General features: G+C 43.2%; 14 protein-coding genes, 11 tRNA genes and 1 pseudogene. 4 read left to right on the top strand and 22 right to left on the bottom strand.

Translation table 11 applies throughout. From position 1 onward, the window contains the following. The first annotated feature begins 255 nt into the window (after nucleotides 1-255). The 3 genes from A5882_RS09830 to A5882_RS09820 are packed head-to-tail and all read left to right on the top strand — an operon-like array spanning nucleotide 256 to nucleotide 2,989. Nucleotides 256-1,233, top strand: a complete 978-nt coding sequence (locus tag A5882_RS09830) for an ABC transporter substrate-binding protein (RefSeq protein WP_086372696.1) — start codon at nucleotides 256-258, stop codon at nucleotides 1,231-1,233. A 29-nt stretch (nucleotides 1,234-1,262) separates the two neighbouring features. Further along, nucleotides 1,263-2,183 carry an ABC transporter permease gene (locus A5882_RS09825; protein ID WP_005237148.1) on the top strand — a complete coding sequence of 307 codons (921 nt, stop codon included), beginning with the start codon at nucleotides 1,263-1,265 and terminating at the stop codon, nucleotides 2,181-2,183. Next, complete coding sequence (locus tag A5882_RS09820) at nucleotides 2,183-2,989, top strand: ABC transporter ATP-binding protein (RefSeq protein ID WP_086372695.1); 807 nt, start codon at nucleotides 2,183-2,185, stop codon at nucleotides 2,987-2,989. Before A5882_RS09825 ends, A5882_RS09820 begins: the two co-directional genes overlap by 1 nt. Before the next feature lie 75 nt (nucleotides 2,990-3,064). Here the strand turns inward: A5882_RS09820 and A5882_RS09815 are convergent, their stop codons facing one another. The 10 genes from A5882_RS09815 to arcA form a co-directional block, all read right to left on the bottom strand. Continuing rightward, the gene (locus A5882_RS09815) at nucleotides 3,065-3,709 is read right to left on the bottom strand and encodes a V-type ATP synthase subunit D (protein WP_005229243.1); all 645 of its coding nucleotides are present in this window, start codon (nucleotides 3,707-3,709) and stop codon (nucleotides 3,065-3,067) included. Then, on the bottom strand, nucleotides 3,709-5,097 hold the full coding sequence (locus A5882_RS09810; RefSeq protein WP_005237151.1) for a V-type ATP synthase subunit B: 1,389 nt from the start codon (nucleotides 5,095-5,097) through the stop codon (nucleotides 3,709-3,711). Before A5882_RS09810 ends, A5882_RS09815 begins: the two co-directional genes overlap by 1 nt. Further along, a complete protein-coding gene (locus A5882_RS09805) occupies nucleotides 5,097-6,872 on the bottom strand; it encodes a V-type ATP synthase subunit A (protein WP_008380990.1) in 1,776 nt (591 codons plus the stop codon). Before A5882_RS09805 ends, A5882_RS09810 begins: the two co-directional genes overlap by 1 nt. A gap of 31 nt (nucleotides 6,873-6,903) precedes the next feature. Next, the gene (locus tag A5882_RS09800; protein WP_005229240.1) at nucleotides 6,904-7,218 is read right to left on the bottom strand and encodes a V-type ATP synthase subunit F; all 315 of its coding nucleotides are present in this window, start codon (nucleotides 7,216-7,218) and stop codon (nucleotides 6,904-6,906) included. Further along, complete coding sequence (locus A5882_RS09795) at nucleotides 7,211-8,212, bottom strand: V-type ATP synthase subunit C (protein ID WP_005237156.1); 1,002 nt, start codon at nucleotides 8,210-8,212, stop codon at nucleotides 7,211-7,213. The genes A5882_RS09800 and A5882_RS09795 overlap by 8 nt, the downstream gene beginning before the upstream one ends. A 14-nt stretch (nucleotides 8,213-8,226) precedes the next feature. After that, nucleotides 8,227-8,817, bottom strand: a complete 591-nt coding sequence (locus tag A5882_RS09790; RefSeq protein WP_061053898.1) for a V-type ATP synthase subunit E — start codon at nucleotides 8,815-8,817, stop codon at nucleotides 8,227-8,229. Nucleotides 8,818-8,833: 16 nt separating this feature from the next. Then, on the bottom strand, nucleotides 8,834-9,307 hold the full coding sequence (locus A5882_RS09785) for a V-type ATP synthase subunit K (RefSeq protein ID WP_005237160.1): 474 nt from the start codon (nucleotides 9,305-9,307) through the stop codon (nucleotides 8,834-8,836). Beyond that, complete coding sequence (locus A5882_RS09780) at nucleotides 9,291-11,282, bottom strand: V-type ATP synthase subunit I (protein WP_086299642.1); 1,992 nt, start codon at nucleotides 11,280-11,282, stop codon at nucleotides 9,291-9,293. Before A5882_RS09780 ends, A5882_RS09785 begins: the two co-directional genes overlap by 17 nt. Then, nucleotides 11,283-11,594 carry a hypothetical protein gene (locus A5882_RS09775; RefSeq protein ID WP_008380980.1) on the bottom strand — a complete coding sequence of 104 codons (312 nt, stop codon included), beginning with the start codon at nucleotides 11,592-11,594 and terminating at the stop codon, nucleotides 11,283-11,285. Between the two features lie 384 nt (nucleotides 11,595-11,978). Further along, nucleotides 11,979-13,196, bottom strand: a complete 1,218-nt coding sequence (gene arcA / locus A5882_RS09770; RefSeq protein WP_008380978.1) for an arginine deiminase — start codon at nucleotides 13,194-13,196, stop codon at nucleotides 11,979-11,981. 431 nt (nucleotides 13,197-13,627) lie between these two features. Here arcA and A5882_RS09765 point away from each other — a divergent pair, with 431 nt between their 5' ends. After that, a complete protein-coding gene (locus A5882_RS09765; protein ID WP_086372694.1) occupies nucleotides 13,628-15,625 on the top strand; it encodes a beta-galactosidase in 1,998 nt (665 codons plus the stop codon). 63 nt (nucleotides 15,626-15,688) lie between these two features. Here A5882_RS09765 and A5882_RS09760 read toward each other — a convergent pair. The 12 genes and pseudogenes from A5882_RS09760 to A5882_RS09705 form a co-directional block, all read right to left on the bottom strand. After that, a pseudogene (locus tag A5882_RS09760) lies at nucleotides 15,689-16,109 on the bottom strand (HIT family protein). 236 nt (nucleotides 16,110-16,345) lie between these two features. Continuing rightward, nucleotides 16,346-16,430, bottom strand: a tRNA-Leu gene (locus A5882_RS09755). Between the two features lie 27 nt (nucleotides 16,431-16,457). Next, nucleotides 16,458-16,528, bottom strand: a tRNA-Cys gene (locus A5882_RS09750). Between the two features lie 41 nt (nucleotides 16,529-16,569). Further along, nucleotides 16,570-16,641 (bottom strand) — tRNA-Gln (locus tag A5882_RS09745). Nucleotides 16,642-16,651: 10 nt separating this feature from the next. Further along, nucleotides 16,652-16,724, bottom strand: a tRNA-His gene (locus A5882_RS09740). A 26-nt stretch (nucleotides 16,725-16,750) separates the two neighbouring features. Next, nucleotides 16,751-16,824: transfer RNA gene (locus A5882_RS09735), tRNA-Trp, on the bottom strand. A gap of 5 nt (nucleotides 16,825-16,829) precedes the next feature. Further along, nucleotides 16,830-16,910, bottom strand: a tRNA-Tyr gene (locus tag A5882_RS09730). A 1-nt stretch (nucleotide 16,911) separates the two neighbouring features. Then, nucleotides 16,912-16,987, bottom strand: a tRNA-Phe gene (locus A5882_RS09725). A gap of 36 nt (nucleotides 16,988-17,023) precedes the next feature. Continuing rightward, nucleotides 17,024-17,097: transfer RNA gene (locus A5882_RS09720), tRNA-Asp, on the bottom strand. Between the two features lie 4 nt (nucleotides 17,098-17,101). Beyond that, nucleotides 17,102-17,174: transfer RNA gene (locus tag A5882_RS09715), tRNA-Val, on the bottom strand. A 23-nt stretch (nucleotides 17,175-17,197) separates the two neighbouring features. Then, nucleotides 17,198-17,269, bottom strand: a tRNA-Glu gene (locus A5882_RS09710). Between the two features lie 11 nt (nucleotides 17,270-17,280). Further along, nucleotides 17,281-17,369, bottom strand: a tRNA-Ser gene (locus A5882_RS09705). Nucleotides 17,370-17,388: the final 19 nt, after the last annotated feature.

Raw genomic sequence — 17,388 nt, 5'->3', positions numbered from 1 at the left:
TTTACTTTAGCTACTTTAGATAGTTTGTATTCATAACACATTATGGATGCAAACCGCAAAACGAGTTTTGTTTGTATCTATGATGGCTAAAGCATTTTAACTTGAACTTGCAGCCATGTAGAAAATCTTCTAAATGGTTGCCAATATACGTTTACGCTTGGTATAGGATCGAATCCATTTAGACGATTGTCTGAATGGATTTTTTTGTTCAGGTAAACCCCAATTAAAAAAGAAACGTTTATAGGAGGAGTTACAATGAAAATGAAAAAATGGATCACAACTGGATTATTAACGGCTTCACTACTGGCACTGGCAGCTTGTGGGGAATCAAACAATGCTTCTGAGGGAAACGACGGATCAAAAACAGTCGGTGTCTTGCAACTCGTGGAACATGGCTCCTTGAATGCCGCCTACGAAGGATTTAAAGAAGGCTTAGCAGAAGCGGGCTATACAGAAGGTGAAAACCTGACGATCGAATACCAAAATGCGCAAAACAGTCAAGACAACTTAAAAAGCATGAGCGAACGCCTAGTGAATGCCAACCCTGATCTTTTATTGGGCATCGCTACTCCTGCTGCTGTTTCGTTAGCAAATGAAACCACTGATACCCCAATCGTGGTTACCGCAGTTACTGACTTAGTTGGGGCAAAATTAGCCGACTCAAATGAAGAACCCGGTCGCAACATCACCGGTACGTCAGACATGGTACCCATTGAGCAGCAGATCAATTTGCTGTTAAGCATCGTCCCTGACGCCAAGACGATCGGCATTATGTATAATGCAGGTGAAGCTAACTCGAAAATTCAAGCAGACTTGGCAGAAGAAGCCTTAAAAGCTGCTGGAGTCGACGTTAAAGTATTGACCGCCAATACCACCAATGATGTGCAGCAAGTGACCTCTAGCCTGGCAAAAGATGTCGATGGCATTTATATTCCAACAGATAATACCTTTGCCTCTGCTGCTGCAATCGTCGGTGAAGTGGCGAAAGAAACCAAAACACCGATCGTCGCAGGTTCCGTGGAACAAGTCGATGATGGAGCTCTAGCAACTTATGGTATTGACTATAAATCACTAGGCATTCAAACAGGAAAACTAGCAGCAAAAATTTTGGATGGCGATGCAGAACCAGCTACCACACCCGTTGAAACAGCGGAGAATTTAGAGTTAGTCGTCAATGAAGAAATGGCTGCAGCTTTAGGGATTGATCCTGCCAGCATCACTGCCCCAGAATAACCATACTATTTTAGATTTGAGGAAATCATATGAATTTAGTCGACACGTTCTTACTATTACTACAATCTGCCACCTCTCAAGGGATCCTTTGGGCATTGCTGGCAATCGGAGTATTTTTGACCTTCCGTATTCTGGATATCGCTGATTTAACTGCAGAAGGAAGTTTTCCATTAGGTGCAGGGATCGCTGCAATCAGTATTACGAATGGCGTCTCCCCCATACTAGCCAGTTTGATGGGCTTTGGCGGTGGCATGTTAGCCGGCTTGGTATCCGGACTACTGCATACAAAACTAAAGATCCCAGCCTTGTTGGCCGGGATCATCACGATGACTGGGCTTTATTCCATCACAAATCGTGTGATGGGTGCTCCCAACATTGCCTTGTTAGGACAAGACACGGTCTTCACCCAATTTCAAGCAATGGGTCTGACCAAAAACAATGCCGTGATTCTTGCGGGCTTTCTCTTCGCAGCTATCGTCATTTTGTGCTTGTTCCTCTTTTTCCGTACAGAGATCGGCTTAGCATTGCGCGCAACAGGCGATAATTTAGCTATGAGTGAAGCCAACGGCATCAACACCGATAATATGAAGATCATCGGTTACATGATCTCTAATGGCTGTATCGCCCTTTCAGGTGCTCTTTTAGCCCAAAACAACGGTTTTGCTGACCTAAACTCCGGAATCGGTACGATCGTGATTGGCTTAGCATCGATCATTATTGCAGAAGTTTTATTTGCCAATAAATCTTTGCTTTTGCGGTTGATCACCATCGTGATTGGAGCGATCGTTTATCGCTTTATCCTGGCCGTCGTTTTCGAGTTCAATGTCGAAGCCAATGATATCAAACTGGCATCCGCAATCGTCTTAGTCATCTGCCTCTCGTTACCGCAGCTTCGTTCAAAACTAGGACTTAAAAAGATGCTGCCAAAAACCAAAGGAGGCCAATCCTAATGACTTCAGTCTTAACAATCGAAAATCTACACCAAACCTTTGAAAAAGGGACGATCAATGAGAACCATGTCTTGCGAGGCATTGACCTGACGATGAATGCCGGAGATTTTATCACGATCATCGGTGGCAATGGTGCCGGAAAATCGACCCTTTTAAACAGTATTGCAGGAACGATCCCAACAGAACAAGGAAAAATCACCTTAGATGGGAAAGACATCACCCGTTTATCCGTTACGAAACGCTCAAAGGATATTAGCCGAGTCTTTCAAGATCCACGTATGGGGACAGCGGTTCGTTTGACTGTTGAAGAAAACTTAGCACTTGCTTACAAACGGGGCCAAGTCCGAGGGTTTGCGACAGGCGTCAAAGCAAAAAATCGCGCGTTTTTCCAAGAAAAATTAGCCAGTCTAAACTTAGGCTTAGAAAATCGTCTTTCTGCCGAGATCGGTTTGTTATCAGGCGGACAGCGTCAAGCGATTACCCTCTTGATGGCAACATTGCAACAACCTAAATTGATTTTATTAGATGAACATACCGCTGCCCTAGATCCAAAAACCTCGTTGACTGTCATGGCATTGACCGATCAATTGATTCGTTCACAGCAGTTGACGGCCTTCATGGTTACTCATGATATGGAAGATGCCATTCGCTATGGCAATCGCCTGATCATGTTTCATCAAGGCAAGATCGTCGTGGATATTGCCGGTGAGCAAAAGCAACATTTAACAGTCCCTGAATTGATGGAAATGTTCCATCAAAATAGTGGTGCTGAATTAAAAGATGACCAACTGCTCTTACGCTCTTAACAAGCAAAAAGACACGTAGAAAGGAACCCCCTTCTACGTGCCTTTTTTGATTCTTCCAAATGATTGGCAAAATCCTTACTTTGCTTCATTTTCCGCAATGATATCTGTGACCTTCATCAAGCGGGTCAATGTTGCTCGTTCGTCTTCTGCCAGATTGCTTTCGATGTATTGAATGGTTTCCGTCAGCTTGGGAATCGTCATATACTCTAACGCATTGACTCTTCGCCTCGTCCGCTCGATCTCATTGGCCATCAGTTGACAGGTTTTCTCGATTTCGGCCAACTGAAGCATCACTGGCAGCATCTGATCAAGATGAGACAACGAGAGATCCAGCTCACTGGTGGTACTTACAAAACCGTAGGAAAAGTCATCATCGGAGCTCTCTTCTTCGTAAACAGGATTTAACACTGGCACATCCATATTCATGATGGTCCGACTTTGTACATCTAGGGTCACTTTATTTAAAGGGATCATAAATGCTTCTTGCAAAACGACATCGGGAATACTACTAGAAGCCAGCACATACTCTTCCATCCCTGCTTGCAGCGCAGTTTCCATTTTTTTACGAAGCTCCTGGTTTTTCTTTACTAGCTGAATGAATTGGCGCACCAGCTCATCTTGCTTGTCTTTCAATAATTTGTGACCACGGGTTGCCGTCGTCAGCCGTTTTTTCAAACGACTTAGTTCCATCCGAGTTGGATTGACATTTAAGATCGCCATTAAGAACTCACATCCTCGTCCGTTGGGTAATAGGCGTCGATAAATTCTTCTTTGATACGGCTCAACTCTTGTTTTGGCAAGGTAGCTAATAGCTTCCAGCCTAAATCTAACGTTTCTTCAATCGTCCGGTTGGTTTCAAATCCCTGGTTGACATACTCTTTTTCGAAAAGATCTGCAAAACGCGCGTACTTTTTATCAAGATCAGACAAGGCAGACTCTCCTAAAACGATCGATAACTCTTTGGCAGCTTTCCCATCGGAATAGGCGGCATAAATTTGATTCATCGTTGCCGCATGATCTGCACGGGTCTTACCTTCTCCCGTTCCTTTGTCCTTCAACCGAGAAAGACTTGGCAAAATATCCACTGGCGGATTGATATTGCGTTTGTAAAGGTCTCGCGACAAAATGATTTGTCCTTCTGTGATATAGCCAGTCAAATCAGGAATCGGGTGGGTTTTATCGCCATCTGGCATCGTTAAGATCGGAATCTGTGTGACCGATCCTTCTTTGCCCATCAAACGTCCTGCCCGTTCATACAGTGTAGCTAAGTTGGTGTATAGATACCCTGGGTAGCCGCGACGTCCCGGAACTTCTCGGCGGGCAGCGGAGATTTCTCGCAATGCTTCGCAGTAGTTCGTCATATCGGTCATGATCACTAAGACGTGCATGCCTTTTTCAAAAGCCAAATACTCTGCTGCAGTCAATGCCATCTTAGGAGTAGCGATCCGTTCGATTGCTGGATCGTTGGCAAGGTTCATAAACAAAACAGATCGATCTAATGCACCGGTTTTGCGGAATTCATCCACGAAAAATTCAGCTTCTTCAAACGGAATCCCAATTGCTGCGAAGACGATCGCAAAATTGCCTTCTTGGCTGGGTACTGTTGCTTGTCGTGCAATTTGAGCAGCGATCTCTTTATGAGGCAAACCAGAAGCAGAAAAGATTGGTAATTTTTGTCCACGAACTAATGTATTTAAATGATCGATCGTTGAAATCCCAGTTTGGATAAATTCATCCGGGAAGTCCCGTGCCATCGGATTGATGGCTTCACCATTTACATCGATGCGTTTTTCGGGCAAGATTCTCGGGCCATTATCTTTTGGTTTTCCTAAACCGTCAAAAACCCGACCCATCATATCTAGAGAAACCCCTAAAGTTAAACCAGTTCCTAGAAACCTTGCTTTGCTTTCTTCAGCACTCAAATTACTGGTACCTTCAAATACTTGGACAACAGCATTGTCATCACTGACTTCCAGTACTTGTCCTTGACGGATCTCGCCTGTGTCCATGCGGACCTCAACGAGTTCGTCGAATTTAACGCCTCGAACATTTTCGACCACCATTAAAGGGCCGGCAATTTCGGAAACTGTACGATATTCTTTTAACATCAATGAACACCTCCAGTTTCAATGATTCGTTGTAACTTTTCTTTGATGTCATGCTTGATCGTATCCAAGCGGGTCAATTCTTCTTCAGGAATGTATTTGCTGCGGGCGATGCGCTCACGCAGATCAACCGTTCCTTTTGTGATCTCATCTAAGTAAGCACCTAGCTGCAGTGCACGTTGGGCTTGTTCATTAAAGTAAAGAATATTCTCCAACATTTTGAACTGCTTATTGCGAGATGTATACGTGTCAACGTCATCAAAGGCGTTTTGCTGCAAGTAATCTTGTCTCAAAGAACGGGCTGTCATCATTGTCAAACGGTCTCTTTGAGAAAGAGAATCCATCCCTACCAATTGAACGATTTCTTCTAAACGGCTTTCTTCTTGGAGAATCGCCATTGATTCATTGACTAGCTCCGACCAGCGATCGCCTAATAATTGATCTAAATAAGAATTGATTTGATCTTCGTAAAGGGAATAGGAATTCATCCAGTTGATGGAAGGAAAATGCCGTTTTTGCGCCAGCATACTATCCAATGCCCAGAAGACTTTCACGATTCGTAAGGTATTTTGGGTGACCGGTTCTGAGATGTCTCCACCAGCAGGTGAAACCGCACCAATTGCGGTAATGCTTCCTTCCCGAGGTTGTGTGCCTAATGAATGGAAACGCCCTGCTCGCTCATAGTATTCCGCAATTCGACTTCCAAGGTACGCCGGATAGCCTTCATCTCCTGGGATCTCTTGCAATCGTCCACTCATTTCCCGCAGCGCTTCTGCCCAACGTGATGTTGAGTCTGCCATGATAGCAACACTATAGCCCATGTCACGGTAATATTCTGCAATCGTGATTCCTGTATAGATTGAGGCTTCCCGAGCAGCAACTGGCATATTCGACGTATTGGCGATCAAGACCGTTCGTTCCATGATTGACTTGCCGGTATTTGGATCGATCAGTTCAGGAAATTCATTCATAACATCCCGCATTTCATTGCCTCGCTCGCCACAGCCGACATAGACCACGATATCCACATCCGACCATTTAGCAATTTGGTGCTGAACAACCGTTTTTCCGGCACCAAATGGTCCGGGAACGGCAGCTGAGCCGCCTTTTGCCACTGGAAAATAGGTGTCGATGACTCGCTGTCCAGTGACCAGTGGTTCGCCTGGATTTAATTTAGCAGTAACGGGACGTGGTTGACGAACCGGCCATTTCTGAACCATCGTCAAGTTTTTTTCACCCTCAATGGTTTCTAAGACACAGATCACTTCAGTAATAGCAAAATTCCCTACCATGATTTCTTTGACGGTTCCTTCATAGTTTGGTGGCACCATGATCTTATGCTCGATCACCGATGTTTCTTGTACTGAACCTAAAATGTCGCCACCTTGTACGGTATCACCGACTTGTACTTGAGGGACAAAGGTCCATTTCTTTTGGCGATTCAGTGGATCGATGGTAACCCCTCGTTCCAAAAAATCACTTTCTGTTTGCGACATAAACGTATCTAATGGTCGTTGGATCCCATCAAACATCTGAGTCAACAAACCTGGTGCTAGTTCGACAGACAATGGTGCGCCTGTCGTTTCCACGGGCTCGCCTGGTCCGATTCCCGCTGTTTCTTCGTATACTTGGATCGAAACCAGCCCTTTTTTGATCTCAATGATCTCACCGATAAGGCCCTTGTCACTGACTTTGCAGATTTCGTGGATTTTTGCGCCACTTAATCCTGAGGCGGTGACCAGTGGTCCCGATACTTTTTCAATTGTGCCAAATGCCACATTTATTCCTCCTAGCTGGCTGACTTGTCTGTTATGAATCTAATATATTCATTCCTACCGCTTTTTCCACATTTTGCTGAATTCGTGCCATGCCGATCCCTAAACTACCCGTACTACTTGGAATCGGAATGATCGCTGGTGTCGGTACTTCTTCATAGCGGCGAACGATCGGTTCTAATTGTTCGATCAATCGCTCAGTCAAAAAGATTACCCCATAGGCTTCAGCCATTTCTTCTAGTTGTTGGGCGGCTTCATCCAAATCGCTGACTGGAAAGATGTCGATCCCTAGCCCTTTGAAAGGCAAGATCGAGTTCTTACCACCCATCATTGCTATTTTTTTATGCATAACTATCACGCACCCGACTTCTTAAAATCTCTTCCGGCACCTTATTGATTTTCCCAATCAGGAGAATACGCAAGTTCTTGCTTTCAATTTCCTTGGCGTACAAGTACCCTGCCAATGCTGAAGGGCCAAAAGGAACAATTTTATGTTCTTTGAGCTTCGCCATTAGAAAATTGTCTTTGCGTATATCAAAGGTATTCAAGGTCTTCTTCTCTACCAACTCTTCATAGCTGTGATTGATCAGTTCTTTATAAGGAGTCCCTTGCAAATATGCCACAAATGCCTCAAGGGAAGTCGTGATCTCAGCTAACAATTCTTTTGCAGGTAGGTTTCCATGATCGGCTAAAACTGCGCTGATAAAGCCGCGCTTGCGTTTCATCGCGTAACTGCGCAACGTTGTTGAAATGTTGAAAATATCGATTTGTCGACGAATCAAGCTTTGCAGCAGATCGTCGTCGTATTCTTTGCCAATCGTCCACAATTGTTCCCAATAGTGGTTATCAAAGATGATGTCGATCGATTGGACCTCATGGTAGTTCTCAATATAAGAGAAGACTTCTTCCACACAATCAACCATCTCTTTGGCAACAAGATTGCTTTTTCTGGTCTTGACCAGATCCTTAAGGACGGAAAGCGGCTGGGTACCAATTGGGACAAGATATTCAGAAAAATCTTCTTGCATGTACGCCGCTTTTACCAAGACTTTCAGATTTTGATAGTCATATTTCAAAGCAAAGAAATCAACGATCGCTTTTTCCGGTGTCAGCTGATACATCGTGTCGTATACCCGTTTCAACTCCGCCATCAACACATGTTCAAAGTCGTGTACACGATCATCCTCGTTGATGAAGTCACCATAAACCGTTTCTTGCAACATACCGTAGATTTCTTCTGCGCTAGCAGCCGAGAGCATCCGCTCATAGCGGCTGCGATCGAATAATTGCGATTCATACGTCCGAATTCTCGTATTTAAGGTATTGTATTTGATGTCATTCATCTGTTTGCACCTGCTTACTGTTCAAAAATCAATTGCAGTAACGTATTGCTTAACTCTTCTTTGTTGGCTTCTAGTAGCGCATCAAAAGTAAAATTCAACTCGATCGCTTCTTGTCGCAACAAAAAGCCACCCTTACGAGGGATCGTTTTATTTACCAGTTTCAGCTGAACATCTGGGGCAGATGCCTGCAATTTAGCGAGGAGCTCCTCATCCACTAAATGGCGGGTCTTCTCACCTAAAAGCAACTCAACCTCACCAGTTAACCTTGCATTCGCCAAGCCATTAGCGATAAACGCATAAAATGCTGCTTGATCCATCGTATTTAAACGGGTCAAAGCCTCAGTAAACAGCTCATCTAAGACCGACTGCTTTGCTGCCAAGACCTTGTTTCTTGATTGAATATGCACATCTGAGATTTCCAAATACATCGCCGCACGTTTTTCTTTTTCATAAAAAGCTAACCGCTCACTAAGCTCTTTTTCTAATTGCGTTCGCTTCAAGTTTTCTTGATTTTCACTTTCTTTTTTCGCTTCTTTGATTTGCAGCTGGTATTTCTTTTCCGCATCAGCGGTTATTTTGTCAGTTAAACGTGTAATATCAGACATTCACTTTTCCCTCCTCTTAATTCAAGACAAGCAAGAAGGAAATAACGAACCCTAAAATACAATACGTTTCCATCATCGCTACCAAGATAATTCCTTTGGTCACATGTTCTGGTTTTTTGGCTAAAATCTGCATCGCAGCACTTGCGGCACGTCCTTGCCATTTTCCGGCTACGATCGCTGTTAATGCGATTGGCAATGAAGCAATAAACAAGTACAATCCGCGATCGAATGAGAGCGAACCGCTGATTTGACCAAAGATCATAAAGGAAATTACGAACCCGTATAACCCCTGAGTACTAGACAGCAACTCTAAGATCAACGCTTGTCCGAATTTCTCTGGCTGCTCTGAGATCAAGCCTGACGCTGCTTCACTGGTCATCCCAACACCAATCGTTGATCCGATACCGCCGCAAATCGTTGCGGTCGCTACACCTAAAGCTGCAAAAACAATTCCACCATTTTCGTAAAAGAAACTAATCCAATTTTCCATTATTGTCCTCCTGTAACTTTTCTTCTGAGATGATCTCTACATAATTTTCATTTGATTTGAACGGGTCAAAGGCACGTCCGCCCCCCGTAAAGAATTTTCCAAAATACTCTAAATACTGCAAACGGATACCATGAACATACGCACTAAGGTAACTTAAGAAAATATTTAGGCCATGCAATGCCACAAATAATAAGATACCAACCGTAAACCGGGCTGCTGGCGGCAGGTAGCTGATGATCAAGTTGAAGGCTGAGGCGATACTTCCGCCGGCAACCCCTAACGCCATCAGACGGGTGTAACTGATCAAGTCACCAACATAATTGGTCACATCCATCAATCCGTACAATCCAGAACCGATTTTTCCGGCTAAGGTTTTACCTTCTAAACTGCCTCCGATGGCCACTGCTAATAGACTGGCAGCGATCATTACGATCCCAATCGTTTGTAACGGTGTGTCAGGGAAAAGCAGCATTCCTGCGGCAACAAAAGCCACACTGATCAAAAAGACGATCCATGAACCGGCTTGGAACATCGCGGCCAGTTTCTGGTCTTTTTTCTTCCATAGAATATAGAATTTCAGTGCCAAACCAAACATGATCTGGATGTACCCAAAAATCACGGATAAGACTAAGATCTGGTTGACATCATCCTGGGCAGACAACAGTTGGAATGAGAATTCAAATCCGAAGAAGTTGCCATAGATCAAGCCCCAAATAATCGTAGGGATCGAGCATAACTGAAAGAGGGTCAAGTTTTGTTCCAGCCCTTTGCTGAGGTGGAACAGCTTTTTCCCAAGAAACGTCGCCAGAAACAAAAGCAAACCATAGCCAAAATCGGCAACCATCATCCCGAATGCCACCATATAAAAAGGCGCCATAAATGGTGTCGGATCTAACTCGTCATATTGCGGCAAGCTGTACATCCGAACAAGTCCTTCAAAAGGTTTGATCCAACGTGCGTTTTCTAATAAAATCGGCACATTACTAATCTCTTTTTCCGTCACTTCTTGGTATTCGAGGTAATAGTTATCCGTGGTTCCTTTTTTGATGCGTTTTTCTAATTCGGCCGTCCCATCAACAGGAACCCAGCCAGAAATCGAGACCGCATGAGTAGAACGTAAAAGCATCTTATTGCTTTTTAAGCGGGTGATTGCTCCATCTAAATACTCGGCAACGATCCGCAAAGTTTCTTGCTCGTTTGTCATTGCACGAAGAGAGGATTTGATCTCTTTTTCTTCATCAATTAAACGTTGGGATTTTTCTTTCATCGTTTGCAGATCTTCTTCTGGGATGCCCTCATAAGGGTAGATGTATTGCTCAAAGGCTACTTTTTTAAGAAGTGAAGTTACTTTTTCTTTTACATCTTTGTGGAAAAGGACCAGTAAATAAGTGGTTGTTTGTGATTGATAAACAGTTTCCACATAGACGAGCGGCAGCTTCTCACTGTTCGTCGTAAAGTCAGCCATTTCAGAAGTGGGAATCGAACCTAGCAAGCCACCTGATTTTTTTAATTCCTTTAAAACCGCTGGACGCTCTTTAAAATACTTCCAAATCGACAGCTCTGCTTCTTGTGCTAATACATCGCGTTTTTCTTGATCGATCAAGCGAAGACGTTTGTCTTGTTTACGAAGGGTCTGGCATAATTCTTGCCAGGGATAGGTGTGGGCTGTTTCAGCCAATTCTTGAAGGGTATATTTTTTGATTGGTTGCCGCAGTTGTGCCAGCATTCCTTTTTTGGGTACATATTCTTCTAAAAAATTTAAGCTCCAGTTGACTTGACCAAACTGGTTCTCCATTTCTTCTTCAGACTGTTCCTCGCGAACCGGTGTCAAAACACCCGTCGTTTCTTCAGAATCGTAGTATTTCTCCGAAGAAAGCAGTTCTACGCCCTGAAAGTCTTGCAGCTGCTCTAAAACAGCTTCTTTCTGATCGTAAAAGGTCAACAGACTGAACTTTTGCATTTTTGCAATTGCCATTTATGTCACAACCTTATTTATTATTATTGCCAATGCTTCTTCCTTTAACTCATTAGGGATCGTTCGTAGTGTTTCCACTTCTGCTTTCGTTTTAGCCATGAGCGGTTCTTTTGACTGTGTTAACTCAGCTGCGATTTTTTGATTGATTGCTTCTTTTTGTTGGGCTTCTTTTTCTGCTAACTCTTTTTTAAACGCCTTCAACCGTTCTTCGCGTTCTTGTGCCAATTGTTTTTTTTCTGCTTCCGCTTCTTGGTTTTTATTTTCAGCAAATTGCTCTGCTTCTTGTAATAATCGAATTGCATCTACTGCCATTTTCTCACCTGCTTTCCCTTTTTTTCCGCAAAAAAAACCACTACAAATCAAGCATATGGCATTCGCTGATCGTAGGGTGTCAAAAATCAATAAGTGGCAAATACCTTCACCTATTTCCGTTTTCTAATATAACCGTACCATAAATTTAGCGATAGAACAAGGTTCCTAGCGTTTTTTTATAGTCTTTACATATAAAAGTCACAAAAATTACACATTTTCACAAAAAGAAATCCTTTTCAATTTATAGGGGGTTAAATGATGACAAAAAAGAAAGATTAGAAACAGAATGCCGTTTCAAATCTTTCTTTTATTTTTCTCTCTTCTATTTCTTAACTTTCATAATTTCAAAGCAAAAATCCGTAATTAAAATAACAAAGATTCGTCCTACTCACGAATAAATGGCATACTCATACAGCGTGGACCTCCACGTCCGCGAACCAATTCACTTCCTGAGATCTCATTCAACTTGACGCCTGCCTCTTTTAACAACCCGTTGGTGATGGTATTGCGGTCATAGACCACGACTTCCCCTGGGGCGATCGCCAATGTATTGGAACCATCATTCCATTGTTCTCTGGCTGCTGCCGCTAAGTCGTCACCACCACAGCGAATCAAGTGTACTTCAGGCAAATCTAAATAACGGCAAAGAATGTTTTCCAACGTATCTTTTTCCTCATATACTCGCACACCGTCCTTGTGTTTAGTGATTGAATACAGCGAAAGTTCTCCCTCGATTTCTGGATGGATCGTGAACTTATCATGATCCACCATCGTAAAGACCGTATCTAAGTGCATAAATTTTCGTTCTTCACCAATATTAAATGCCAAGATATGTTCAAAACTCGGTTCTGTAGCAAAAATCGTTTCGGCAATTTTTTCGATAGAAGCAACCTCGGTTCGTTGAGAGATACCGATCGCCACGATTTTATCAGATAAAATCAGCTGATCGCCACCTTCCATCCGCGTCGTTTCGTCCCGATGATACAAAAAGTTCGTCTCATTGCGGGAAAACATCGGGTGGTGCGTAAAAATTTGTTTTCCGTAGAGGGTTTCTCGTCTTCTCGTTGCAGAATACATTCGATTCAAGGAAACGCTATGACCAATCGTAGCAAACGGATCTCTCGTGAAATACAAGTTTGGCATTGGATCGATCAAAAAAGGATATTCCGTTTCAACGATCGCCGTTAACTTGCTAGCTCTTGGAATTTCTACCTCACTTTTTTTCAAGCCCGCCATCGTATGATCGATAAAGGAGCGATTATCTTTGATCGACAGGAAAAAATTGCGCACTTCGTTGCGAATCTCTTCATCAAGGATCGTTGTCTCATTTAAATAATCTTCTAAAAAAGCTTCTTTGGCACCGGTCGTCGACAATGTCTCTGCAGCAAGATCTTCCAAATAAAGGACTTCCACCCCTCTGTTTCTTAAAGTCTCGGCAAAAAAATCATGCTCTTTTTGTGCTTGGTCTAGAAAAGGAATATCATCGAACAACAAGCGATCAAGATAATCCGGCATCAAGTTTTCCAATTCTGCTCCTGGACGATGCAACAGCACCCGCTTTAAGGGTGCAATCTCAGAAAAGATCTGTATTGGCTGGTTCATGGACTTTTCTCTCCTTCTTGGCAATTTTGTAGAATAACTTATGTCATTCTTTTTTTTGATTCTACATCACATAATTATTCATTTCTTCGACTCATCGTGTTTTTTCTACTCGTGATTCAAAGTTTTTTCGGATCATATAGTTATAAACATGCATTTTAAAAAAAGAAACCCCCGATAAAAAAACAACTAATAAAGAATATAAATTCTAGATACTTTAATTTACCGCCTTTTTCAATTGTATATTTTTGTAAAAAAAACAGCAAGGCAAAAGAACTGGCGGACTATAGCCCTAGTTGCGAAACCAGATTGAACTATCTTTGTTTTTTTGGATCATTTCATGATTTTCAAATGATACCGCTATCAAACAGATGAATATTTGATATGATTCAAGTATCTTGATACTAAAGAAACGTCTATAAAGGAGCGATTTGATGAAAACGCAACGTCAGCTTTACTATGGTGCCGACTACAATCCTGAACAATGGTCTAAAGAAGTCATTCTTGAAGATATGCGCTTAATGAAAGAAGCAGGTGTGAACTATGTAAGTATCAATATTTTTGGCTGGGTCAATCTGCAGCCAGATGAATCCACCTATGATTTTGAATTTCTGGATTGGCTGATGGATCTTTTATATGAAAACAATATCATGATCGACCTAGCCAATGGAACAGCTTCTCCTCCCGCTTGGCTTGTTCAAAAACACCCTGAGATGCTGCCTGTGACCATTCATGGCAATCGACTGGTTCATGGTGCGCGCCAGCACTACTGTCCGACTTCCCCTATCTATCGTCAATATGCCGCCGATTTGTCTGAAGCAGTCGCAAACCGTTATGCTAATCATCCAGGGCTGGTCATGTGGCATATCAATAATGAATATACCTGTCACATCCACGAGTGTTATTGCGATCATTGTCGGAAAAGATTTCAGACATGGTTAGCAGAGAAATATCTGACCATCGCTGGATTGAATGATGCTTGGTCAACGAAGTTTTGGAGTCAATCCTATGGCAGCTGGGAGGAAATTTTCTTACCAGAGTCAATGCCAACCTTCAAAAATCCTGCACAGCAATTAGACTACCGTCGGTTTCTTTCCGACATGAATCTGGAACTTTATCAAATTGAAAAGGCGGCGATCGCAAAATATTCCCATGACATTCCTTATATGACCAATCTTATGGGCTTACACAAATACGTAGATGGATTTAAATGGGCACCTGAAATAGATGTGGTCAGCTGGAATTCGTACCCGAATCCCTTTGAAAAAATCCCTTACCCGCAATTTCTTGCTAACGATTTAACCCGCAGTTTGAAGAAAAAGCCATTCTTGATCATGGAGCAAGCCACAAGCGCTGTTAATTGGCGACAAATCAACGGGGCCAAGACACCCAACCAGTTGCGTCTTTGGAGTTATGAATCGCTAGCTCATGGTGCTGATGGTATCATGTTCTTCCAATGGCGACAGTCTCGTGGCGGTGCGGAAAAATTTCATAGTGCGATGGTGCCTCACGGAGATCCTCAGTCAAGCCGTATCTTTCGTGAATGTGCACAATTAGGCAACGAATTTTCGCAACTATCCGAAATCGTTGGGACGCGCTTCTTGGCTGATGTCGCGGTTGTCTTCGACTGGGAAAATTGGTGGGCGCTGGAATTGGATGCCAAACCAAGAACCTTAAAGTACATTCATCAGTTACGCAGCCTGTATGCCGCGCTAAGGGCGTTAAATTTGAGCGTAGACTTTGTCCATCCTTCCGAATCCCTAGATGGCTATCCTTTAGTGATCGCCCCAAATCTCTATTCAGCACCCGAAGCATTCGGTAAGAAGATCCATGATTACGTGCAACAAGGCGGTATCTTCTTGACCAATTTCTTTAGTGGGATCGTCAATGAAAATGACCAAGTCTATCTTGGGGGCTATCCAGGCTTGTTTAGAGACACATTAGGGATCATTGTAGAAGAGTTTTACCCAATGAAAGCAGCTACCCAGCATCAGATTGACTTTCAAGGTCATCGGAACGACAATTCTCTATGGGAGGAAGTCATTCATCTAAAAGGTGCGAAAGCTTTGGCAACCTTCCAATCCGGTTATTTGACCGATAAGCCCGCCATTACCATGAACCGGATCGACGATGGGTATGCGTATTACGTGGGAACAGAATTGTCTCTTGAAGGACTAACTACATTTTTAGCGACCATTCTGGAAAATCACAAATTAACGACTCATGCCCAGCACTTCTTGGCTGCTCCTACTGAAATCTCCGTTACCTGTCGCAAAGGTGCTGGCTATACACTCGTCTTTTTCTTAAACCATACCGAGCAGACAACAGAAGTGAAGCTGAAAGCCGCTGGAGTAGACCTTCTAACCAAAGAAACCAAACAGTTGGCAGTTCTGAAACCAAAAGAAGTCGCAGTTCTTAAGTATATTGATTAATCTAAGGAAAGAACCTCCATGAAGCGATCGCTTCATGGAGGTTCTTTTATTGAGGTTACTAGATTAGAAAGGTTCATTAGACAAACGATAGGCATTTTCTAAACAAGAGGCTATCTTTTGTCTTAGCTCTCCATCACTTTTTTCTGAATAGTGATACTCTGGATTAGTCCAATGGGATTTGTCATACAACCAAACAGGCATTTTTTTCGCTTCGCCGGTTTCCCATTCATAACGGGGAAAAAGATGTGCATGAAGAAAGTTATCGGTATTTCCCAATAGTTCATAATTGATTCTCAATGGAGAACAAGCCTGTATTATAGCATCTCCTAAAAGAGTCATATCAGTTAAGAAAACCTGTCGCTCATTTAAATCTAGATCATTTTAAAGAAGCCACCTCTCTTTTAGGTAATAATACACAATATCCAGGAAGAAATTGGACATCGCCATAAACAGCAAAACTGCCAGACAATTCTTTGATCACCATTGGATTTGTCCCATCTATCGCTGATTTGATTCTATTCTCATACCATTTCAATTTGATCCCCCCTCTCCTGTTCCTTGCAGCTATTCATGTAAAAACTATACAAGATTAAGGAAAGGCTTTCAATAGTAACAAAACAAAAAAATCTTTGCTATATGAGTTGTCCTCCAAAATCGTATTTGTAGACTTTTATAAACAAAAAAATGTATCAATCTTATAAAAGACTGATACATCAATGATACCGGCGGCCGGGGTCGAACCGGCACGCCCTCAACGGGCACTGGATTTTGAGTCCAGCGCGTCTGCCAATTCCGCCACGCCGGCATGTTGAAAGGTTAGTATTTAGTACTAAGGCGGTAACCGGATTTGAACCGGTGATGAAGGTTTTGCAGACCTCTGCCTTACCACTTGGCTATACCGCCATTATACTATTGTTGCAATCTACAATCAAGTGAAGATTGTACTGGGGTAGCTGGATTCGAACCAACGCATGACGGAGTCAAAGTCCGTTGCCTTACCGCTTGGCTATACCCCAAAAATGAAAGGGCGAGTGATGGGAATCGAACCCACGAATGCCGGAGCCACAATCCGGTGCGTTAACCACTTCGCCACACCCGCCGTGATAAGAACTGTTAAATATATAATGGCAGGGGCAGCAGGAATTGAACCCACACTAACGGTTTTGGAGACCGCTGTTCTACCTTTAAACTATGCCCCTATGAATGGAGGAGAGTGGATTCGAACCACTGAACCCTAAGGAACGGATTTACAGTCCGTCGCGTTTAGCCACTTCGCTACTCCTCCATGGTGGCGCGGGACAGAATCGAACTGCCGACACATGGAGCTTCAATCCATTGCTCTACCAACTGAGCTACCGAGCCATATAAGAAAATATAAGTTTTACAAAATTAATGAAACGGTCTGGACGGGACTCGAACCCGCGACCTCCTGCGTGACAGGCAGGCATTCTAACCAACTGAACTACCAAACCGTAATGGGGGTTAACGGGATCGAACCGCTGACCCTCTGCTTGTAAGGCAGATGCTCTCCCAGCTGAGCTAAACCCCCGAAGGTTGTTCATTAAATTGTAATGATCCGTACGGGATTCGAACCCGTGTTACCGCCGTGAAAGGGCGGTGTCTTAACCACTTGACCAACGGACCTAAGTTTAAAACGGAGAGTAAGGGATTCGAACCCTTGAGACAGCGATAGCCATCTACATGATTTCCAATCATGCTCCTTCGGCCACTCGGACAACTCTCCAGCCTAAAAGAAGCTCATT

Origin of the sequence: Enterococcus sp. 4E1_DIV0656 (assembly GCF_002140695.1) — a bacterium.
Classification (GTDB): Bacteria; Bacillota; Bacilli; order Lactobacillales; family Enterococcaceae; genus Enterococcus_D; species Enterococcus_D entomosocium.
Note: the sequence above shows the minus strand (reverse complement) of the source record. Positions and strands in the feature narration are given on the sequence as shown.

Bases quoted from the DNA above. Each gene is read 5' to 3' on its own strand.
- A5882_RS09830 (WP_086372696.1), top strand. From the start codon at position 256: ATGAAAATGAAAAAATGGATCACAACTGGATTATTAACGGCTTCACTA.
- A5882_RS09825 (WP_005237148.1), top strand. From the start codon at position 1,263: ATGAATTTAGTCGACACGTTCTTACTATTACTACAATCTGCCACCTCT.
- A5882_RS09820 (WP_086372695.1), top strand. From the start codon at position 2,183: ATGACTTCAGTCTTAACAATCGAAAATCTACACCAAACCTTTGAAAAA.
- A5882_RS09815 (WP_005229243.1), bottom strand. From the start codon at position 3,709: ATGGCGATCTTAAATGTCAATCCAACTCGGATGGAACTAAGTCGTTTG.
- A5882_RS09810 (WP_005237151.1), bottom strand. From the start codon at position 5,097: ATGTTAAAAGAATATCGTACAGTTTCCGAAATTGCCGGCCCTTTAATG.
- A5882_RS09800 (WP_005229240.1), bottom strand. From the start codon at position 7,218: ATGCATAAAAAAATAGCAATGATGGGTGGTAAGAACTCGATCTTGCCT.
- A5882_RS09795 (WP_005237156.1), bottom strand. From the start codon at position 8,212: ATGAATGACATCAAATACAATACCTTAAATACGAGAATTCGGACGTAT.
- A5882_RS09790 (WP_061053898.1), bottom strand. From the start codon at position 8,817: ATGTCTGATATTACACGTTTAACTGACAAAATAACCGCTGATGCGGAA.
- A5882_RS09785 (WP_005237160.1), bottom strand. From the start codon at position 9,307: ATGGAAAATTGGATTAGTTTCTTTTACGAAAATGGTGGAATTGTTTTT.
- A5882_RS09780 (WP_086299642.1), bottom strand. From the start codon at position 11,282: ATGGCAATTGCAAAAATGCAAAAGTTCAGTCTGTTGACCTTTTACGAT.
- A5882_RS09775 (WP_008380980.1), bottom strand. From the start codon at position 11,594: ATGGCAGTAGATGCAATTCGATTATTACAAGAAGCAGAGCAATTTGCT.
- arcA (WP_008380978.1), bottom strand. From the start codon at position 13,196: ATGAACCAGCCAATACAGATCTTTTCTGAGATTGCACCCTTAAAGCGG.
- A5882_RS09765 (WP_086372694.1), top strand. From the start codon at position 13,628: ATGAAAACGCAACGTCAGCTTTACTATGGTGCCGACTACAATCCTGAA.